The sequence below is a fragment of the Arthrobacter sp. FW306-1B-F12A genome, from assembly GCF_058781865.1.
The window spans coordinates 117,056-135,368 of sequence record NZ_JBYSXD010000003.1 but is presented as its reverse complement, the minus strand read 5'-3'; the positions used below and the strand labels follow the sequence as shown (position 1 = coordinate 135,368).

Sequence of the window (18,313 nt, the reverse complement as noted above, 5' to 3'; positions counted from 1 at the left end):
AGCCGAAGCGGCAGGCGGGGTCCGCGTGTCAGTCCTTGGCGAGCCGGGCCCAGCCCAGTTGCTCCTGCTGCTTGCGGCTCAACGAGGAAACCACCAGGTCATAGGAATCCTCCACCATGTCCCTGACCATGGAGTCAGGGAGGGCGCCATCCAGGCGCACGCCGTTCCAGTGCGTCTTGTTCATGTGCCAGGCACCGGTGATTTCCGGATGGGCCGAGCGAAGCTGCACGGCCAAGGCGGGATCGCATTTGAGGCTTACTGCCAGGTTCTGGTCGTCCATGGCGGATGCGGCGAACATCTTGCCTTCCTGCTTGGATCCGCCGGATACGGCGGCCCGGACCTTGAAAACCGAGGTTTCCGGGCCGAACGGGAAGTCTTCATAGCTCCCGGGGAAGCCAAGGCAGATTTGGCGGAGTGTCGCAGCGTCCATGTAGCGAGACTAGCGGACCGATCGCCTCACGCAACGTCCAGGAAGTCCTCGAGGAGCACCACTTCCAGGCCAGCAGCCACTTGCGCCGAGCGGAAGGCCTCGAAGTCCGCCGCGAATTCGGGGCGGAAGTGCATCAGGACGATGTCGCCCGGCCGGAGGGAATTGCCGTACTGGTAGTCCATCCGCCCGGCATTGGCCTTGGCCTCCCACGTAACGATCGCCTTCAAGCCGGCGGCGGCCACAGCTTGCCGCATGGCGGTCGAATAGGCACCGCCCGGAGGCCTGAACAGTGTGGGCTTGCGGCCATACTGCTGGAGGGCGAAATCCTGCATGCCTGCGATGTCGTCAAGCTGCCGCTGGTAACCCCATTGAGTGGTCATATTGACGTTGTGGCTGACCGTGTGGTTTTCAACCAGGCTCCCCTGCGCCATGAACGCCTTGAAGAACGCGGGGTTGTCGCGGACCGTGTTGCTCGTCAGGAAGAGCGTTGCCGGGTAGCCGTTCTCCGCGAGGAGCCGGACGCTTTCCGGGGACTTGACCAGTCCGTCGTCGATCGTGAGGAACACCACGGGATGTTTGGTGGGGATTTTGGTGATCACGGGAGCCAGTCCGCCTTGGATTGGCGGCAGCGTGAAGTCGGGGGTGAAGGGGTTCCGGAGCCGCCCAGGACCCGCTGGGCTTGGTGTGGGACTCATCGCGCCGCTTGCGGACGACGACGGCGAGAGGCCCACCGTGCGGGGCGCCGCCGTCGGGCTTTCCGCGGACTGGTTTCCCGGGACCGCGCAAGCCCCCAGCCCGGCCACGAGGGAAGCCCCGAGGAAACCGAGCGCGGTGCGCCGGCTGGCGGTGGAGGGATGGTGGTCACACATGGGGATTCCCTGGGCTCGAAAGGGTGATTGCCTCCAAAACATACCAGCGGCCGGTTAACAGAAAACGACGGCTAGATGCCGCTCCGCCAGCCCATCTGGGCCGGGCAAGCGTTCATGACGACGTCCAGGCCCGCAGCTTTGGCCCGCTCCGCTGCATCCTCGTCAATGACTCCGAGCTGGAGCCACACAGCTTTCGCTCCCACGGCAATCGCTTCGTCCACGACCGCGCCAACGCGCGAGGAGTTCACAAAGCAATCGACGACGTCGATGGGCTGTTTCTCAAGCGGCACATCCGCAAGGAATTTGTACCCGGTTTCGCCGTGGACGTCCTCGCCCTTTTGGTTGATCGGGATGATCTCCATGCCCATGGTGTCGCGAATATAGAGAGCTACTTCGAACGCGGAGCGCCATTCATTCGTGCTGAGTCCCACGATGGCCCAGCGGCCCTTTGTTCGCATCAGCCGGTCTATGACTCCCGGATCGTTGACATGTGTCATAGCTTCAGCCTACTAGCGGGACAGCAGTCCAAGGAGCCAACGCAGCGAGGGCCCGGCAGGCTTCAGGGACACGTCGTCCTGGGCGTTCCCGACCGCTTGCTGCACTCCGTTTTGGAGGTCCTTCGCCGTGGGGGCTGATGGGATGGCGGTTTTGGGCTGCGGAAGGATTCCCTGCGAATCGTTCTTAGGCTCGGTGTGGGCTGCCTTCGGAGCTTGCTCCTGCGTTGGCTGGCTTGCCGGAGCCCGACCGGCCGCCTGTGCTTCCGGCTCGTGCGCCGCCTCGCCAGTACCAGCTGGAGCAGTGACCACGGGATCCGCCGAGGGGCCCGCCACCGGGGGCGCCGGCGGCAGGTCTACGGGCGCCGGGTGCGTCGCAACCTTCGGGGAGTCCTGGGCGGGGGCCGGAGGTACCAGCGACGGCGGAGCTGTGGTCCAAGCGGGCGCCCAGCCGGAGATCAGCGTCTGCATGAATTCCGGCGTTCCCTTGCTGAATCCGCCGCTCGCGGCCGCAACGCCACCAACACCCAGGCCCATGGCGGTCAGGACCGCAGCACCAATAACGGCGGGGCGATGCTTGCGCAACTGACGCCGCTTGCCGAGCTCGTCGAGGGGAAGAGTCTCGCCCACAGCCGAGCCAGCCAACATCGCCGCGAGCGCGGGCCCGGGGACAGGCGCCGGCATGGAGGCAAACGATTCCAGTGCCTTCAACGAATCCGTGACTTCAGGGGCGTCCGTGAGGCCAGCCTCAAGCATGAGCTCGAGGATGACCGCGTCGCGGTCAATGTCCTTGCAATCCCAACGCATCATGGTGCCACGTATTCCTTTACTACCGAGTGCTCGCGGAGTGAATTCAACGCCCGGCGCTGTAGTTGTTTGACTGCGCCTTGGCTTTTCCCCATGATTTCGGCTGCTTGGTCAACGGTCAGACCGGCAACAATACGAAGGGTCAGGACTTCCCGCTGATCTTCCCCAAGGAGGTCCAGCAGCGCCATGACTTCCCCGGGCGCCACGCGGTTCATCGCTTCGGCTTCTGCCGAATTCGACTGGCGCGTGTCACGTTCAGGTTCAAACTCGTGGTGCTCAGGCGCCCTGCTTTGCCGACGATGGTCATCCACCATCCGGGCATGGGCCACCGAGAACACGAACGTCCGCAGACCGCTGACGCCGCCCGTGATCGTCTCGACGCGAGGCAGGACGGCAAGAAAAACGTCTTGTGTGACAGCTTCGGGATCCGAGACACCTTTCGCCGTCAGGTAGCCAAGCACCTGGCCCGCAAAGGCCTGATAGACGGCGCTGAACAGTTCAGCTTCGCGGCCGCGAAGGGCCAGCAATGCTGCATCGGTCAAGGCGTCGGTCACTGAAGCGTGGCTTTCGTTGGGGAGCGAATGTCCGGATCCATGCGAGATCCTCGGTGCCGCCCAAACGCGGCAGGGCCGGGCAACCTCACCTAGCTTAACCGCTGCTCCCGCTATGCCCAAGGACCAGCCTTCGGTTCCGGGGACCTGCCTCTCCCGGACTTTTTGCACATCCACGAAACCCCTTCAGACATGAAAAGGGCCGAGCTGAAACATGATGGGGGACAAATTTCAGCTCGGCCTTTCAAAGAGGTAATCGACGGGGCACCCCAAAGGGTTACGCGGATTCCAAAAGTTTTTTTCGACGGCGTTTTGTGTGCCTTTTGGCGCGGAACGCACGACGGCGGGCCACCCCTGAAAGGGCGACCCGCCGACGTCGTGATTTAGCTGTGGTGACTAGTCCTCGATGAGGTCGTGCACCACGATCGTCTGGTCCCGGTCCGGGCCGACGCCGATCGCGGAGAAGCGCGTGCCGGAGAGCTTCTCGAGGGCCAGCACGTATCGGCGGGCGTTCTCGGGGAGGTCTTCGAGCGTCTTGGCGCCGGTGATGTCCTCGGTCCAGCCGTCGAAGTACTCGAAGATCGGCACTGCGTGGTGGAACTCGGTCTGGGTCATGGGCATTTCGTCGTGGCGGACGCCGTCGACGTCGTAGGCCACGCAGACCGGGATCTGCTCGATGCCGGTCAGGACGTCCAGCTTGGTGACGAAGTAGTCCGTGAAGCCGTTGACGCGGGATGCATGGCGGGCCAGGACGGCGTCGTACCAGCCGCAGCGGCGCGGGCGGCCGGTGTTGACGCCGAACTCGCCGCCTGTTTTCTGCAGGTACATGCCCATCTCGTCGAAGAGCTCCGTGGGGAACGGGCCGGCGCCGACGCGCGTGGTGTAGGCCTTGATGATGCCGATGGACCGCGAGATCCGGGTGGGTCCGATGCCCGAGCCAACGGACGCGCCGCCGGCGGTCGGGTTGGACGACGTCACGAACGGGTAGGTGCCGTGGTCGACGTCCAGGAACGTGGCCTGGCCGCCCTCCATGAGGACCACCTTGCCCTCATCCAGTGCGTTGTTGAGGACCAGCGTGCTGTCAATGACCAGCGGCCGCAGGCGCTCGGCGTAGGACAGGAAGTACTCCACGATCTCGTCCACCACCACATTGCGGCGGTTGTAGACCTTGACCAGGAGCTCGTTCTTTTGGCGCAGCGAGCCTTCCACCTTCTGGCGGAGGATCGATTCGTCGAAGACATCCTGCACGCGGATACCCAGGCGGGCCACCTTGTCCATGTAGGCCGGGCCAATGCCCCGGCCTGTGGTGCCGATGGCGCGGCTGCCGAGGAAGCGCTCCGTGACCTTGTCCAACACCTGGTGGTACGGCGCCACGAGGTGGGCATTCGCGGAGACACGCAATCGGGAGGTGTCTGCGCCGCGGGCTTCCAGGCCATCGATCTCCTGGAACAGCGCTTCAAGGTTCACCACGCAGCCGTTGCCGATGATCGGAATCGCGTTGGGGCTCAGAATGCCGGCAGGAAGGAGCTTGAGCTCATACTTCTCACCGCCCACCACAACGGTGTGCCCGGCGTTGTTGCCGCCGTTGGGCTTGACCACGTAGTCAACGCGGCCACCGAGCAGGTCGGTTGCTTTGCCTTTGCCTTCGTCGCCCCATTGGGCTCCGACGATCACGATAGCTGGCATGGGATCCTCCCCCATTCTTTCGGGCCGGTCCTGGCGGGATCACCAAGGCTCAGCGCCGTACATGAGAACGCCCCGAATCTTTCGGTCCTGCCCGCAGACTTTCGCAAAAGTTCATCGGCGGGATCAGCAAGAGTTCCGGGGCTCTTACCAGCCAAGTTTAGCCGATGCGGCTCTTGGACCTGTTGTCACACGGTCGGAAGGCGACATGAAAACAGGGAGGGCGCCCTCGAAGTTCCCCGTGAGCAGAATGTGAACTCTTCCCAAACAGTCCGCTTCGAGCCTCCAAAACGGCCCTCGGGCCCCAGGCGAGCGGCTACATTCTTTGTGAATCCTCACCCCCAGCGGGCACTTCCGTGAATCTGAAGGGAAATCGATGAATTTTCGCAACAAGCGGCTCTTGTCCACGGCAGGAGTGAGCGCACTCGCAGCATCCACGATCGCTGCCGGCCTGATCGGGTTCGGCCTGACGCCGGCCTCGGCCAATAACGACCACAAGGACACCGCGACGCCTATCAAGCACGTCGTCGTAATTTTCGGCGAGAACGTCTCCTTCGACCACTACTTCGCGACGTATCCGCAGGCAGCCAACACGGCAGGCGAAACCCAGCAAGGAAGCGGCGCAGCGGCTCCCGCGTTCACGGCGGCCAAGAACACGCCGAAGAACATCGCCACCCTCGCCAACGACAAGCTCTTGGCACCTAACAATCCCAACTCGGTCCAGCCCCAGCGGCTGACTCCGGGCCAGGCAATCACGTGCGACCAGGACCACGAATACACCGCGGAGCAGAAGGCCTACAACGGTGGCTTGATGAACAAGTTCGTCGAGAACACGAGCATGGACACCTGTTCGGGTGGCCAGTTCGGGCGTCCCGGGCTCACCATGGACTACTACGACGGCAACACCGTCACCGGGATCTGGAACTACGCCCAGAACTTCGCCATGAGCGACTCACACTTCAGCACCGTTTTCGGCCCGTCCAGCCCCGGCGCGCTCAACCTCGTGTCCGGCCAGACCCACGGCGTCACCGAATTCACCGCCGCCGGACAGCCCGTCAAACCGGCAACCAGCGACTACACGGTCAAGTTCCCTGACGCGAACGGCGTCGGCACCATGACGGAAGACCCGGATCCGGTCTACGACGACTGCTCCAACAAGAGCCACGCAAGCAAGAACAACCTCGCCGGCATGCAGGGCAAGAACATCGGCGACCTGCTCAACGACAAGGGCGTCAGCTGGGGCTGGTTCCAGGGCGGCTTCGCCCCGACGACGCCGGCCACGGACACCACGCCGGCAGCCTGCATGACCACCCACACCAACATCGCGGGTGCCACGGTGACTGACTACAACCCGCACCACCAGCCGTTCCAGTACTACAAGTCAACGTCCAACCCCCACCACCTTGCTCCGGCCAGCGTGGACGAAATCGGACACAACGGCCAGGCCAACCACCAGTACGACACCACGGACTTCGCGAAGGTGGTCAACTCGGACAACATGCCTGCAGTCTCCTTCCTGAAGGCGGGTAACTACCAGGACGGCCACGCCGGCTACTCCGATCCCCTGGACGAGCAGAAGTTCATCACGCAGCAGGTGAACGCCATCCAGAACTCGAAGAACTGGGAAAACACCGCAATCGTCCTCGCCTACGATGACTCCGATGGCTGGTACGACCACGTCGCGGCTGGCGTGAAGAACTCCTCCAACACCACAGACGACGCCGCATGGTGCCTCAACGCGTACAACAAGGGTGTCCCGATGGCCGGAGGCTATGCGGACCGTTGCGGCCCCGGCCCCCGCCAGCCGCTCGTGGTGATCTCGCCCTTCGCGAAGAAGAACTTCGTGGACCACACCCAGACGGACCAGTCATCCATCCTTCGCTTCATCGAGGACAACTGGCACACCGGCCAGATCGGCGACTCCTCGGCGGACGCCAAGGCCGGCTCCATCAACGCGATGTTCAACTTTGACAACGCGCGGGACGTGAAGCTTATCCTCAACGAATCGAACGGCACCGTGGTCTCCCGGACCAAGGAAAGCGACGACCAGAACGAGAACAAGCAGTAGCAAGGTACTTCCGAAACGGCACCGTCCCGAATGCATCGGGATGGTGCCGTTTCCGTTAACGTACGGCCTAGCGCACGGCCCGGTCCATGCCCGGAAGCCGGCTCCCGCCGTCGAGAGTCCCACCACAGAAGTCCCGATTCACCCCACAGCTCACCGCCGTTCCGGTAGAGTTAACCAGCCCCCAACACTGCACCCAATCTGACCGGTCGCGGCAAACCGCTCCCGGCCGGATAAGTGCGCCTCGCTACACGTAGGAGACCCAAGCCCATATGCAAGACCTGGCGACTGAAACACGCGAAGAGCAGCTCTGGAACCGACGTTTCGAACCCCACATCGCCGAGGTCACGGGGCTTTGCGATTCCCTCAAAGAACAGAAGCCGGGCAGCGAAGTCCTCTACGTGGACCCCGTCCACAGCGTTGACGAGTGCCGCATCATCAGCCTTTTCTCCAACACCCGCACCACGGAGGGCTCGGGCTTCATCGTCCCGGGTGACGCGGATGCCACCACCCGCATGGTGGGCATGCAGTGGCAGTTGGGCCTTCGTCCCGAACTCATGATGCCGTGGAACGTCTACCCGTGGATCGAGCCCGACGGCGAACCGGGCAAGCTGACTCCTGCCAACATCACCGAAGGCCTCAAACCGCTCCTGCGCCTGCTGGCGATCGTGCCGCGCACGTCCGTGCTGGTAGCCCACGGCAATGAAGCCCATCGATTGGCAGACCAGCTGATGAAGGCTGCTCCGCAGAGCATCCACCGCCGCGGCTTCAAGACATTCAAGGTCCGCTCGCTCGGTGGGCGTTCCTTCGCCGGCTCCCCCACGCGCCAGCAGGAGTACCTGGACCTCATTCATGGCGCCTACGCCGAGGCCATGGCCCGGACCGGCCTCACCCCGGTCTCCTAGGAACCGCCCGACCCAACTGACTCGCATTTGTTGTCGTTATGACGCCTCATAACGACATTAACTGCGAGTTAGTTGGGTGGGGAAAGCGCGACGGCGGCCGCCCACCTGAGTGGGAGGCCGCCGTCGGCGTTTAATTCACTTGTCCTAGCCTTCGATCGCTGCCTTCGCGGCGGGATCGGAGTCGTTCAGGAATTTCTCGATCCGCTCCGGTTCCTCAGCCTCGCCGATGGCAGCCGACGCCCGGCCGAGGGAGTACAGGGCGCGCAGGAATCCCCTGTTGGGCTCGTGCTCCCACGGGATGGGCCCGACGCCGCGCCAACCGTTGCGCCGCAGCGAATCCAGTCCGCGGTGGTAACCCACGCGGGAATACGCATAGGAATCGATGGTCCGGCCGTCAGCCCAGGCTTCTTCGGCCAGGATCGCCCACAGCAACGAAGACGTGGGGTACTTGGCCACGAGGTCCAGGGCCTCCTGCCCCAAGGCAAGGTGCTGGTACACCTCGGTCTCGGCAGGGAGAAGCGTCGGCTCCGGGCCCATCAGGTTCTTGCGGAATTCGTCGGACATTAGAAGGTCTTGCCTACCGAACCGAGCTGCTTTGCGGCTTCCACGATGCGGGCAGCCATGCCGGCTTCGGCGGAGGCTCCCCAGACGCGGGGGTCATAGGTCTTCTTGTTGCCCATTTCGCCGTCGACCTTCAGGACGCCGTCGTAGTTCGAGAACATGTGTCCGGCAACCGGGCGGGTGAACGCGTACTGGGTGTCGGTGTCGATGTTCATCTTGATGACGCCGTAGGAAACAGCGTCAGCGATTTCCTGCTCGGTGGAGCCGGAGCCGCCGTGGAAGACGAGGTCGAACGGGTTGGTCTTGCCGATCTTGGCACCGACCTCGGCCTGGATCTGCTTGAGCAGTTCGGGGCGGAGCTTGACGTTGCCCGGCTTGTACACGCCGTGCACGTTGCCGAAGGTCAGGGCGGTCAGGTAGCGGCCGTTCTCGCCGGCGCCGAGTGCCTCGATGGTGGCGAGGGCGTCTTCGGTGGTGGTGTAGAGCTTCTCGTTGATCTCGTTCTCGACGCCGTCTTCCTCGCCGCCGACCGTGCCGATTTCAACCTCGAGGATGATCTTGGCCGCAGCTGCGCGTTCCAGGAGTTCGCGGCCGATCCGCAGGTTCTCGGACAGGGTCTCGTGCGAACCGTCCCACATGTGCGAGTTGAAGATCGGGTCCTTGCCGGCCTTGACGGCTTCCTCGGAAGCGGCCAGCAGCGGCAGGACGAAATCAGCCAGCTTGTCCTGCGGGCAGTGGTCCGTGTGGAGGGCGATGTTCACGTTGTAGTTCTTGGCGACTTCGCGGGCGAAAGCCGCGAAACCCAAGGAGCCGGCAACCATGTCCTTGACGGAGGCGCCGGACCAGTAGGCAGCACCACCGGTGGAGACCTGGATGATGCCGTCCGATTCGGCCTCGGCAAAGCCGCGGATGGCGGCGTTCAGGGTCTGCGACGAGGTCACGTTCACTGCCGGGAACGCGTATCCACCGGCCTTCGCGCGGTCGATCATCTCGGAGTAAATCTCTGGGGTTGCGATGGGCATGCTGACTCCTATGCTGATTTTCGTCTGTGGGTTTTGTTGACCCTGGAGTAGACCTATACGGCTAGGCACCATCCTAGCGACTGAAGAATCCGACACCGTGTTTCCGGTCACGGAGACGGGTAACACTTGCGGACCTTTTGCCGCCGGGTCCTCTCAGGACAGGCTGACTCAAGACACGCGCTGGCCGAAGTTGTGCCGGCGGATCCAGGCGTGCATCGCGATGGCCGCGGCCGACGCCGCGTTCATGGACCGCGTGGAACCGTACTGCTCAATCGACAAAGTGGCGACGGCGGCGTCGTGCACCTCGGGAGTCAGGCCGGGGCCCTCCTGCCCGAACACAAGGACGCAGTTGCGCGGAAGTTCGTAGGTTTCCAGCGGCACGGAATCGGGGAAGATGTCGATGCCGATGATGGCCAGCCCCTCCCCCTGCGCCCACTCCACGAAATCCTCCACGGTGGGGTGGTGGCGGACGTGCTGGTAGCGGTCGGTGACCATGGCGCCGCGACGGTTCCACCTGCGTCGTCCGATGATGTGGACCTCCTTGGCGAGGAACGCGTTGGCGGTACGCACTACGGTGCCGATGTTGAGGTCGTGCTGCCAGTTCTCAATGGCAATGTGGAAATCGTGCCGGTGGGCGTCCAGGTCCGCGACAATCGCTTCGTGCTTCCAGTACCGGTACTTGTCCACGACGTTCCGGCGGTCGCCGTCCGCCAGGAGGTCCGGGTCCCACTGCTCGCCTTCCGGCCAGTCTCCTTCCCAGGGCCCGACGCCGACCTCCGGTTTCGCTTCGGACTCCCCTTCGGTAGAGGAGACGAACGACGGGTCGGTGGGGGCAGGGTTCTGGGGCCGGTCAGTCACTCCTCAACCCTAGCCCGGCCAGTGCCGCATGCGGCGCCGATACCCGGCCCCGTAACGCAGGACACCCGGGTGTCTCGGAGACCGAAAGATGAAAGACTTGGGACGAGAAGCAGCCACTACGCGGAGGAAAAGCATGGAGAACGCAACCGAGGCCCCCAAGAGCTCAGCCCTTTACCGCAACGGACACGAAATCGAATGCTGGCTCACGGACATGGACGGTGTCCTTGTCCACGAAAACCAAGCGGTTCCCGGAGCGGCTGAACTGATCCAGCGCTGGGTGGACACCTCCAAGCGATTCCTCGTCCTCACGAACAACTCCATCTTCACGCCGCGGGACTTGGCAGCCCGGTTGAGCTCCTCAGGCCTGGAAATCCCGGAAGAGAACATCTGGACATCGGCCCTGGCCACGGCCCAGTTCCTCAAGGACCAGGTGCAGGGCTCCGAGTCCGGGAACCGCGCCTACACCATCGGTGAGGCAGGGCTCACGACGGCGCTGCACGAGGCCGGCTTCATCCTCACCGACCAGAACCCGGACTTCGTGGTGCTCGGCGAAACCCGCACCTACTCCTTCGAAGCGATCACCATGGCCATCCGGCTGATCCTCGCGGGGGCGCGTTTCATCGCCACCAACCCGGATGCCACCGGTCCCTCCAAGGACGGGCCGATGCCCGCCACCGGCGCCATCGCCGCGCTCATCTCCAAGGCGACCGGCCGCGAGCCCTACATTGTGGGCAAGCCGAACCCCATGATGTTCCGTTCCGCGATGAACCAGATCGACGCGCACTCCGAGACCACGGCAATGATCGGTGACCGCATGGACACCGACATCATCGCGGGCATGGAAGCCGGGCTGCACACGGTCCTGGTGCTCAGCGGCATCACCCAGCGGGAGGACATCGCGGCCTTCCCGTTCCGGCCGAACCAGGTCCTGAACTCGGTAGCGGACCTCAAAAACCAGATCTAAGAAGAAGGGCCGGTGCCATGGCTGTGCTGAACCTCCGGTCCCTGGCCGGTGGCCGTATCCTGAGGGGCAGCCAGCCATTTGGCATGGACACCGCGGCGACGGCCGCGTTCCTGGAACGTCATGGCATCCAGGCCGTCGTGGATCTCCGGAGCGCGTACGAGCGCGCCATCGTGCCCTGGCAACTTGCCAACGGCGCGGTGGAGCTCGTGGAGAACCCCCTCGATCCGCGTACCGCTTCTGCTGGGCTCCAATCGATCCACACGGCCGAAGACCTTGGCGAGCTGTACCTTGGCTGGGTTCGCGCCCGCCCGGATTGGGTGGCCGAATCGCTGCGTCCCGCGACCCAAGGCAAGCGGACGCTCATCCACTGCTCGCTCGGCAAGGATCGCACCGGCGTCGTATCCGCTCTGGCGCTCCTCGCGACGGGCGCTGACCGCGCGGCCGTCGTGGCGGACTACGCCGCAAGCACCGCGGCCCTCCCTACAATGCTGGAAACCATGTCAGCAGCTTGGCGGCTGGCTGTCCCCGAGGTTCCGGAGGAGGCATTCAGTCCCTCGCTCATGCTGCTGCAATCCCCCGAAGCCGCGATGGAATACTTCCTGGACCGTTTCGGGCACGAGTTCGGCGACGCGGCGGATTACTTGCGCGTCGCCGGCCTCAGCGGTTCCGAGCTGGACGGACTGCGGCGCAGGTAGGGAGGCACCGTCAGTAGAACACCACCCGCGAGCCGGCCCGGGGCAGCGGAAACAGCTCGTTCTCCAGGTCCTCAATGATCGGATTGTAGATAAAGGGATTCCACTGCGGGCTCGCATGGGCGGGGCGGGCGCCGTCGGTCCTGCGGCCCGTGGACGCGATGTTGAGGGGGAATACCTTGGCCCACGCGGCCCGGGCGGTTTCGTAGTTCACGGTGTCGTCGTTCGGGTTTCCGATGAAGGCCATGCGGGTGTCTCCCAGCCCGTCGACAAACCGTGTGCCGTCAAAGTGGTAGATGTAGTCCGATTCGCTCTGGATCAGCACGCTCGACGGCGCGATCGGCGAGAGCTGCTCCAAGGTCTGGTCCCAGATCTGCCCCCATGTGCGTTCGTGTTTGTTCACCACGCGCTCGCCCAGCTCATAGCCGCCGCGGAGGACTGACGGAACCTGGAAGCCGCTCTCGTACAAGAACACGACGCCGTCGAACCAGCTTTGGTCGAGGATGTCGTACTTACTGAACGGCGAGGAATCCAACAGGATCAGCTTGACGCTGACGTTGCGTTCACGCAGGCGTGCGGCCACCTCAGTGGCCAACATCCCGCCGAAACTGTGGCCGTAGAAATACAGGGTGTTCAGCTTGCGCTCATTGATATAGGCGAGCACAGCGTCCACCACCTCAGTGACTTCCATCCCCAGGTTGGAGTATCCGACGGCGGCCATCTGGCCGCGCTGCCGGAGCGAACCGCGGATCGAGTTGAGGATCCATTGGGCCTCTTCCCAGCTCGTCTTATAGCCGGGAAAGAGGATCCAACTCGAGTTGGGGTAGTACGACTCCGCGAAATCGTCCCCTACCGGGAGGATCTTGGTGGTGCGGCGTTCCGCCTGGACCTGGCGGGTGAACAGCATGTCCGCTGCGAGGGCCGTGGAAGCACCGGCTCCAATCAGGAAGGAACGGCGGGAAAAGCTCTTCAGCTCGGCGGCTTGGCGGAGCACCCGGGCAAGGGAGCCCGGGTCCTGCCAGCGCTGCTGCCTCCGAGGGAATTTCCCCGCCCGATAGTTCACGCAGCCAGCTTAGGCGCTTCGGCGGACGGGCACACGGTCCCCTCAAACCCGCCCGGCCTTGGCAGAGTTAGTCGAGTCCCAGCTCGTCCTTGCCGAAGGCGAAGAGGTACGGCACGCCGGTTTCGGCCTCGATCTTTTCCTTGGCGCCAGTGTTGCGGTCCACGATGACGGCCACGGCCACCACGTTGCCACCGGCCTTGCGGACGCCCTCGACGGCGGTCAGTGCCGAGCCGCCGGTGGTGGAGGTGTCCTCGAGAACCACGACGTTCCGGCCTTCCACCGAGGGACCCTCAACCTGGCGGCCCATGCCGTAGGACTTCTGGGCCTTGCGCACCACGAAGGCGTCAACCGCGCGGCCGGCGTCGGCCGCGGCGTGCATCACGGCGGTCCCGACCGGGTCCGCACCCATCGTCAGGCCACCGGCGCACTCAACGGCGATTCCGGCGTCGTCGATCATGGAGAGCATCACCTGGCCAACAAGCTTCGAAGCCTCGTGGTGGAGGGTGATGCGCCGCAAGTCGATGTAGTAGTCCGCCTCGGCACCGCTGGAAAGGATCACCTTGCCGCGGACAACCGCCAGTTCTTTGATCAATTCAAGGAGGCGGGCACGGGCAGCGGCAGTGTCAACAGCGGGAGTCATGGTGCCCATTCTACGTAAAGCCGTTCGACGCAAGGGAATGGCGAGCGTCATGCACTGTCCACGGCGCCGTCACGTCACCCGCCGTAACCTGTGAAATATCTGCGCGGGAGGCGGTGTTCCCGCCCATATGACAACAATCGGAATCATCGGTGCAGGACACATTGGCAGCCAAGTCGCCCGCAAAGCAGTCGAGCTTGGCTATGACGTAGTGATCAGCAACTCGCGGGGACCGGAAACCCTGGCGGAACTGGTGGCGGAGCTTGGCGAACATGCCCGGGCCGCAACACCGGCCGAGGCAGCAGCGGCGGGCGATTTCGCCGTCGTGACCGTTCCGCTCAGGAGCTACCAGGACATTCCCGTGAACCGCTCGCGGGCAAGATTGTGATCGACACGAACAACTACTATTGGGAGCGGGACGGCCGCATCCCGGAGCTCGCCAAGGGCGAGGCCACCACGTCGGGCCTGCTGCAGAAGCACCTGCCCACGTCCAAGGTGGCCAAGGGCTTCAACCACATCATGGCGAAGGAGATCGGCACTGACGGCTCCCCGTCGGGCACCGAGAACCGCCGCGCATTGGCCACCGCCAGCGACTACCCCGAGGCGGCGGAACTCTTGGCGAAGCTCTACGACGAGTTCGGTTTCGACACCGTCAACATCGGCCCGCTCGATGAGAGCTGGCGCGTGGAGCGTGACCGCCCGGCCTACGTGGTGCGGCAGAACGCTGCCGAACTCAAGGACAACCTGGCGAAGGCACCGCGCACCATCTGAGCAACCTCCAAACAACACAGCAGCCGCTTGCCTCCTAAAGGCAAGCGGCTGCTGTGTTTAGGCGTGGACGCCCGGACCGGTCAGGATGCAGAAGCGGGATCGACGACGGCGAACCCCGCCAAGGCGGCTGCCTTCCGGACATAAGCCAAGTTGGACGCCGTCCGTTCCTCCAACGGAAGCTCGGTGGAAAAGTCCTCCAGTGTTACCCAGGAGTCATAGCCGACGTCAGCGAGCGCCCGGAAGTAGGCGAGGACACTCGCCTGGCCTTCAGCAAGAGGGGCCCATTCGTTGACCCACACGGCCGCACCCGATTCGTCTTTCGAGTCGGTGCGGACCCAGCGGGCGTTCTTCACATGGACATGTGCCAAATAGGGGCCGAGGAGCTGGAGGGCAGGCAAAGGTGATTCCCAGCCCTCGATCAGCAGATTGCCGAGGTCGTGGATAACGCCGACATGCCGCGGATCCAGGCCTTCCAACAATCGACGGGCCGAGGAAGCCGACGCCGTCACGGTTCCATGGTGCAGTTCCACGAGGGCTTTGACGCCGTGGTGTGCTGCACGGGAAGCAACCCACTCGTAGTGTTCCCGCGTGGCTGCAAAGAGTTCCGGGTAGGGCAGGCCTGTGGGTTCCGGGCCGCCCATATTCGAGTTGCCCAGCGGCAGCACGTTCACCCGGACCTGCCCGGCACCCAAGGCCGCTGTCGCTGCGAGGACCCGATCGACGTCGTCGTGGTTGTCGCAGCGGGCGTAGCCGCCGAGGCCGGAGAATTCCAACCCTGAATCGGCGGTGAGCCGGGCAATCTCCGGGATCGAATCTTCCAGGCCCGTCATGGGCCAGGTGGCACGGTTCCCTGCCCAGAAACCCGGTTCTGCTGCCTCCGCCTGGTCCGTGACCCGCCATTCGATGCCGTCCCACCCTTGGGCGGCGAGCTTGGTGGCGGCTTCCTGCGGCGACCACTCGGGCGTGGATGCGGTGAAGACGGAGAACTTCATGCCGATACCTCCTCGCGGGCGTCCGGGTGGGAAGCAGCCCCGCCGGTACGGACCTCCACGTTGTTGTACTTGCCCGCTATGACATCGTCGATCAGCACCGGCTGGCCCAGGGTTGCCGAGACATACAGAGCGCGCACCGTGGCCAAGGCGGTCACGGCGTCCCGGACGGTAACGCCCGCGGGGCGTCCTTCCCGGATCGCCGCGACGATGTCGCGGTACTGCCGGACATGTCCAGCCGGGTACACCGTGGGATCCAGTGCTTCGACGGTGTCGTCAGGGTATTTGGCGAGCTCGACGGCGGCCTGGTTCCCGCCGCCGAGGATGCCCATCGCACTGCTCTCCGAAGGATCGGCGGCGTCTGATGCGTGGAAGTACGCGAGGTCGTCGTTGTCGATCACTGCGGAACCCTTGCTGCCCATCACCTGGAGGCGGACCGTCAAGCCAGGGTACGCCGCCGTCGTCGCGTGCAGCACGGCAAGGGCCCCGGACTCGAAGGTGACGGTAGCTACGGCGGTGTCCTCCACTTCAACACCTTCGTGGGCGAGAAGGGCGGTCTTGGCGCTGATCTCAAGGGGCCGGCCGAGGAACCACAAGAGCAGGTCCACGGTGTGCACGCCCTGGTTCATGATGGCGCCTCCGCCGTCCATGGCCCAGGTTCCGCGCCACGCGCCCGAATCGTAGTAGCCCTGGCTCCGCCACCAGCTGACCGAGGCGACGGCCGAGGTCAGCGTACCGAAGCGTCCGGCTCGGCGGGCCTCGTCCACCACCCGGCTGGCCGGATCGAAGCGGTGCTGGCTGATCACCGTGGCCACCAAGCCCTTGGCCTCGGCGGCCTTGGCCGCGGCCAGGATCTCGTCCGCCTTGACCAAGTCAACGTCAAGGGGCTTTTCGATCACCACGTGCTTGCCGGCGTCGAGCGCTTCCAGCGCTTGCTGGATATGCAGCCCGCTGGGCGTCGAGACGATGACCAGGTCCACGGGTACAGCGGCGAGCGCCTCGGCGAGCGTCAGGAAGACTGCCGGCCTCGGGTCGCCCTGGGCTTCGATCTTGGTGGCGAGCGCCTCGGAAGCCTCGGAAACCACATCCACAAGGGCCGTGATGACGATCTCCGGGAATTCGCGGACCGCGGCCGAGTGGGTGCGGCCGATCACGCCGCACCCTACGATTGCGGCCCGGATCTCCGCGCCGGAAGCGTTTGAGGCCTCGCTCACTTCGTCTCCACTCCTGCTTCATTGAGGACTTTCGCGAATGCCCTCGCTGCGATCCCGAACGCCGTCGGGCCGGAGAAACCGCCCAGTCCGTGGGCGCCGGCCAAGTGCGGCTCGAGGCTCGCGAAACCCGTGTAGCCGTCGGCCTTCAAGGCCTCGACAGTGCGGAGCACATCGCCGTCGCCCTCGCCCGCCGGGACCACGTGGGCGTTCGAGAACAAGGCATCCTTCACCTGCAGGTACTCAAGGTGTGGGCGGAGCTTGGCGTAGCCGTCCTCGAAAGGCTTGACGCCTACCTGGACGAAATTCGCCGCGTCCCAAGCCACCTTGAGCGCGGGAGAGGCCACGGTTTCGATGATGTCCAGGACCCGTTCGGGGATGTCTCCGTAGATGTCCTTCTCGTTCTCGTGCAGAAGAACGACGCCGGACTCTTCCGCCACGTCCGCAAGGGCACGCATGCGTTCGATGACCGCCTCCCGGATGCTCTCCACCGCCACGTCCTCGCCGTAGTAGAAGGAGAAGATCCGGATGTAGCGGGATTCCAGGACCTGTGCCGCGTTGACTGCCCGGCGGAGCCTTTCCACCTCGTGCTCGACGGGGAGGGAAACGTCCACTTTCCCGATCGGCGAGGCGATCGCGGAAACCTTCATGTCCGCGGCATCCAGCAAGGACTTCAATTCACGAAGCTGTGCGTCATCCAGATCCACGATGTTGGTGCCCCAGGCGCTGCGGACCTCAATGTGCTTGGCTCCCAATGCCTGCATCACGGCAATCTGGATCTTGGGGTCGTCGTCGATCTCGTCGCCGAAGCCCGAGAGCTCCCATTCAACAGCTGGCGTGCTCATAGTTACTTGACTCCTCCGGCGGTCAGGCCGCCCACTAGGTAACGCTGGAAAATCAGGTACAGGATGACCACCGGGGCAGCACACACAAGGGAAGCTGCCATCATCTGGCCGTAGAAGGGAATCGCGCCGCCTTCCTGCGAGGCACCGAAGACCTGGAGCGCGACGGCGGCCGTCTGGCTTTCGGGCCGCGTCATGACTGAGGCGAACAGGACGTCGTTCCAGCCGAGCAGGAAGGCGAAAATGCCGGAAACGACGACGCCGGGCCAGCTCAGCGGGAGGATGATCCGCACCAGCACGCCCAGGTTGCTGGCACCGTCGATCCTTGCCGCTTCTTCGAGTTCGCGCGGCAGGCCGCGCAGATAGGTGACCATCACCCAGGTGGAGAACGGCATCGCGAACGTCAAATAGGTGATGAACAAGCCCCACTGCGTGCCGATGACCTGGATGCCCAGATAGGTGGCGGACGAAGAGAACAGGACGAAGACCGGAAGGACCATGAGGGTGCCGGGAACCGACTGGAGTCCCAGCAGCCCGCGAAGGATCGTCAAGCGGCCGCGGAACTGGTAGCGGACCAGGACGTAGGCGGTGGCGATCGACATGAGCGCGGAGACAACGGCGGTGGAACCGGCCACAAGCACGCTGTTGGCCAAGCCGGTGGCCAGTCCAACGCTCGTCCAGATGGTCGAGTAGTTCTCAAAGGAGAAACTGGACGGGAAGAACTCGCCCCTGGCCACGCCGATGTCCGAGTTCACGGACGCGAGGAAGATGTACGCCACCGGAATCAGCACCAGGGCACACAACAGAGTCAGGATGATGGCGAGCATCGGCCCTGGCATGAGCCGGGTGACTTCATGCTGGCGCTTGGAGCCCGGACGGAAGTCCTCCTTCGATTTGCG

The 18,313-nt window shown here is 64.2% G+C and carries 19 protein-coding genes and 1 pseudogene; 5 read left to right on the top strand and 15 right to left on the bottom strand.

Annotated features, from left to right (window positions below; all coding sequences use genetic code 11):
* Positions 1 to 28: 28 nt before the first annotated feature.
* The 6 genes from AC3WJU_RS02775 to AC3WJU_RS02750 form a co-directional block, all read right to left on the bottom strand.
* Positions 29 to 430 carry an MmcQ/YjbR family DNA-binding protein gene (locus AC3WJU_RS02775; RefSeq protein ID WP_284988633.1) on the bottom strand — a complete coding sequence of 134 codons (402 nt, stop codon included), beginning with the start codon at positions 428 to 430 and terminating at the stop codon, positions 29 to 31.
* A gap of 26 nt (positions 431 to 456) precedes the next feature.
* Positions 457 to 1,299 carry a polysaccharide deacetylase family protein gene (locus AC3WJU_RS02770; RefSeq protein ID WP_492259061.1) on the bottom strand — a complete coding sequence of 281 codons (843 nt, stop codon included), beginning with the start codon at positions 1,297 to 1,299 and terminating at the stop codon, positions 457 to 459.
* A 71-nt stretch (positions 1,300 to 1,370) separates the two neighbouring features.
* Positions 1,371 to 1,796, bottom strand: a complete 426-nt coding sequence (locus AC3WJU_RS02765; protein WP_492259060.1) for a CoA-binding protein — start codon at positions 1,794 to 1,796, stop codon at positions 1,371 to 1,373.
* A gap of 12 nt (positions 1,797 to 1,808) precedes the next feature.
* A complete protein-coding gene (locus AC3WJU_RS02760) occupies positions 1,809 to 2,603 on the bottom strand; it encodes a hypothetical protein (protein ID WP_492259059.1) in 795 nt (264 codons plus the stop codon).
* Positions 2,600 to 3,154, bottom strand: a complete 555-nt coding sequence (locus tag AC3WJU_RS02755; protein WP_059388507.1) for an RNA polymerase sigma factor — start codon at positions 3,152 to 3,154, stop codon at positions 2,600 to 2,602. The genes AC3WJU_RS02760 and AC3WJU_RS02755 overlap by 4 nt, the downstream gene beginning before the upstream one ends.
* A 393-nt stretch (positions 3,155 to 3,547) precedes the next feature.
* Positions 3,548 to 4,837 (bottom strand): adenylosuccinate synthase, encoded by a 1,290-nt coding sequence (locus tag AC3WJU_RS02750; RefSeq protein ID WP_059388506.1) that lies wholly within the window; start codon positions 4,835 to 4,837, stop codon positions 3,548 to 3,550.
* Between the two features lie 373 nt (positions 4,838 to 5,210).
* Here AC3WJU_RS02750 and AC3WJU_RS02745 point away from each other — a divergent pair, with 373 nt between their 5' ends.
* On the top strand, positions 5,211 to 6,902 hold the full coding sequence (locus AC3WJU_RS02745; RefSeq protein ID WP_492259058.1) for a phospholipase C: 1,692 nt from the start codon (positions 5,211 to 5,213) through the stop codon (positions 6,900 to 6,902).
* Positions 6,903 to 7,171: 269 nt separating this feature from the next.
* Positions 7,172 to 7,804 (top strand): uracil-DNA glycosylase family protein, encoded by a 633-nt coding sequence (locus AC3WJU_RS02740; protein ID WP_059388504.1) that lies wholly within the window; start codon positions 7,172 to 7,174, stop codon positions 7,802 to 7,804.
* Between the two features lie 144 nt (positions 7,805 to 7,948).
* On the opposite strand, the gene AC3WJU_RS02735 is transcribed toward AC3WJU_RS02740, so the two are convergent.
* From AC3WJU_RS02735 to AC3WJU_RS02725, 3 genes are all read right to left on the bottom strand, one after another.
* A complete protein-coding gene (locus tag AC3WJU_RS02735) occupies positions 7,949 to 8,368 on the bottom strand; it encodes a DUF3151 domain-containing protein (RefSeq protein WP_059388503.1) in 420 nt (139 codons plus the stop codon).
* Positions 8,368 to 9,459, bottom strand: coding sequence for a class II fructose-bisphosphate aldolase (gene fbaA / locus AC3WJU_RS02730; RefSeq protein ID WP_268819367.1), 1,092 nt, complete (start codon positions 9,457 to 9,459; stop codon positions 8,368 to 8,370). Before fbaA ends, AC3WJU_RS02735 begins: the two co-directional genes overlap by 1 nt.
* 96 nt (positions 9,460 to 9,555) lie before the next feature.
* The gene (locus AC3WJU_RS02725; RefSeq protein ID WP_306964124.1) at positions 9,556 to 10,245 is read right to left on the bottom strand and encodes a TrmH family RNA methyltransferase; all 690 of its coding nucleotides are present in this window, start codon (positions 10,243 to 10,245) and stop codon (positions 9,556 to 9,558) included.
* Positions 10,246 to 10,378: 133 nt separating this feature from the next.
* Between AC3WJU_RS02725 and AC3WJU_RS02720 the strand changes: the two genes are divergently transcribed.
* Both AC3WJU_RS02720 and AC3WJU_RS02715 read left to right on the top strand, forming a co-directional pair.
* The gene (locus tag AC3WJU_RS02720) at positions 10,379 to 11,209 is read left to right on the top strand and encodes an HAD-IIA family hydrolase (protein WP_113990628.1); all 831 of its coding nucleotides are present in this window, start codon (positions 10,379 to 10,381) and stop codon (positions 11,207 to 11,209) included.
* A 17-nt stretch (positions 11,210 to 11,226) separates the two neighbouring features.
* Positions 11,227 to 11,904 (top strand): tyrosine-protein phosphatase, encoded by a 678-nt coding sequence (locus tag AC3WJU_RS02715; RefSeq protein ID WP_332602483.1) that lies wholly within the window; start codon positions 11,227 to 11,229, stop codon positions 11,902 to 11,904.
* Between the two features lie 10 nt (positions 11,905 to 11,914).
* Here the strand turns inward: AC3WJU_RS02715 and AC3WJU_RS02710 are convergent, their stop codons facing one another.
* Both AC3WJU_RS02710 and pyrE read right to left on the bottom strand, forming a co-directional pair.
* On the bottom strand, positions 11,915 to 12,964 hold the full coding sequence (locus AC3WJU_RS02710; RefSeq protein WP_284988625.1) for a thioesterase domain-containing protein: 1,050 nt from the start codon (positions 12,962 to 12,964) through the stop codon (positions 11,915 to 11,917).
* A 67-nt stretch (positions 12,965 to 13,031) separates the two neighbouring features.
* On the bottom strand, positions 13,032 to 13,604 hold the full coding sequence (pyrE, locus tag AC3WJU_RS02705; RefSeq protein WP_268023778.1) for an orotate phosphoribosyltransferase: 573 nt from the start codon (positions 13,602 to 13,604) through the stop codon (positions 13,032 to 13,034).
* A gap of 127 nt (positions 13,605 to 13,731) precedes the next feature.
* Between pyrE and AC3WJU_RS02700 the strand changes: the two are divergent.
* Positions 13,732 to 14,372 (top strand): annotated as a pseudogene (locus AC3WJU_RS02700) (NADPH-dependent F420 reductase).
* A gap of 80 nt (positions 14,373 to 14,452) precedes the next feature.
* Here the strand turns inward: AC3WJU_RS02700 and AC3WJU_RS02695 are convergent.
* Genes AC3WJU_RS02695 through AC3WJU_RS02680 form a run of 4 tightly spaced genes read right to left on the bottom strand, consistent with a single transcriptional unit; the run spans position 14,453 to position 18,253 of the window.
* On the bottom strand, positions 14,453 to 15,364 hold the full coding sequence (locus tag AC3WJU_RS02695; RefSeq protein WP_332602484.1) for a sugar phosphate isomerase/epimerase family protein: 912 nt from the start codon (positions 15,362 to 15,364) through the stop codon (positions 14,453 to 14,455).
* Positions 15,361 to 16,575: a Gfo/Idh/MocA family protein gene (locus tag AC3WJU_RS02690; RefSeq protein ID WP_284988622.1), complete on the bottom strand. Its 1,215-nt coding sequence runs from the start codon at positions 16,573 to 16,575 to the stop codon at positions 15,361 to 15,363. The genes AC3WJU_RS02695 and AC3WJU_RS02690 overlap by 4 nt, the downstream gene beginning before the upstream one ends.
* The gene (locus AC3WJU_RS02685; RefSeq protein ID WP_284988621.1) at positions 16,572 to 17,417 is read right to left on the bottom strand and encodes a sugar phosphate isomerase/epimerase family protein; all 846 of its coding nucleotides are present in this window, start codon (positions 17,415 to 17,417) and stop codon (positions 16,572 to 16,574) included. The genes AC3WJU_RS02690 and AC3WJU_RS02685 overlap by 4 nt, the downstream gene beginning before the upstream one ends.
* A gap of 2 nt (positions 17,418 to 17,419) precedes the next feature.
* On the bottom strand, positions 17,420 to 18,253 hold the full coding sequence (locus AC3WJU_RS02680) for a carbohydrate ABC transporter permease (RefSeq protein ID WP_307052942.1): 834 nt from the start codon (positions 18,251 to 18,253) through the stop codon (positions 17,420 to 17,422).
* Positions 18,254 to 18,313 lie beyond the last annotated feature (60 nt).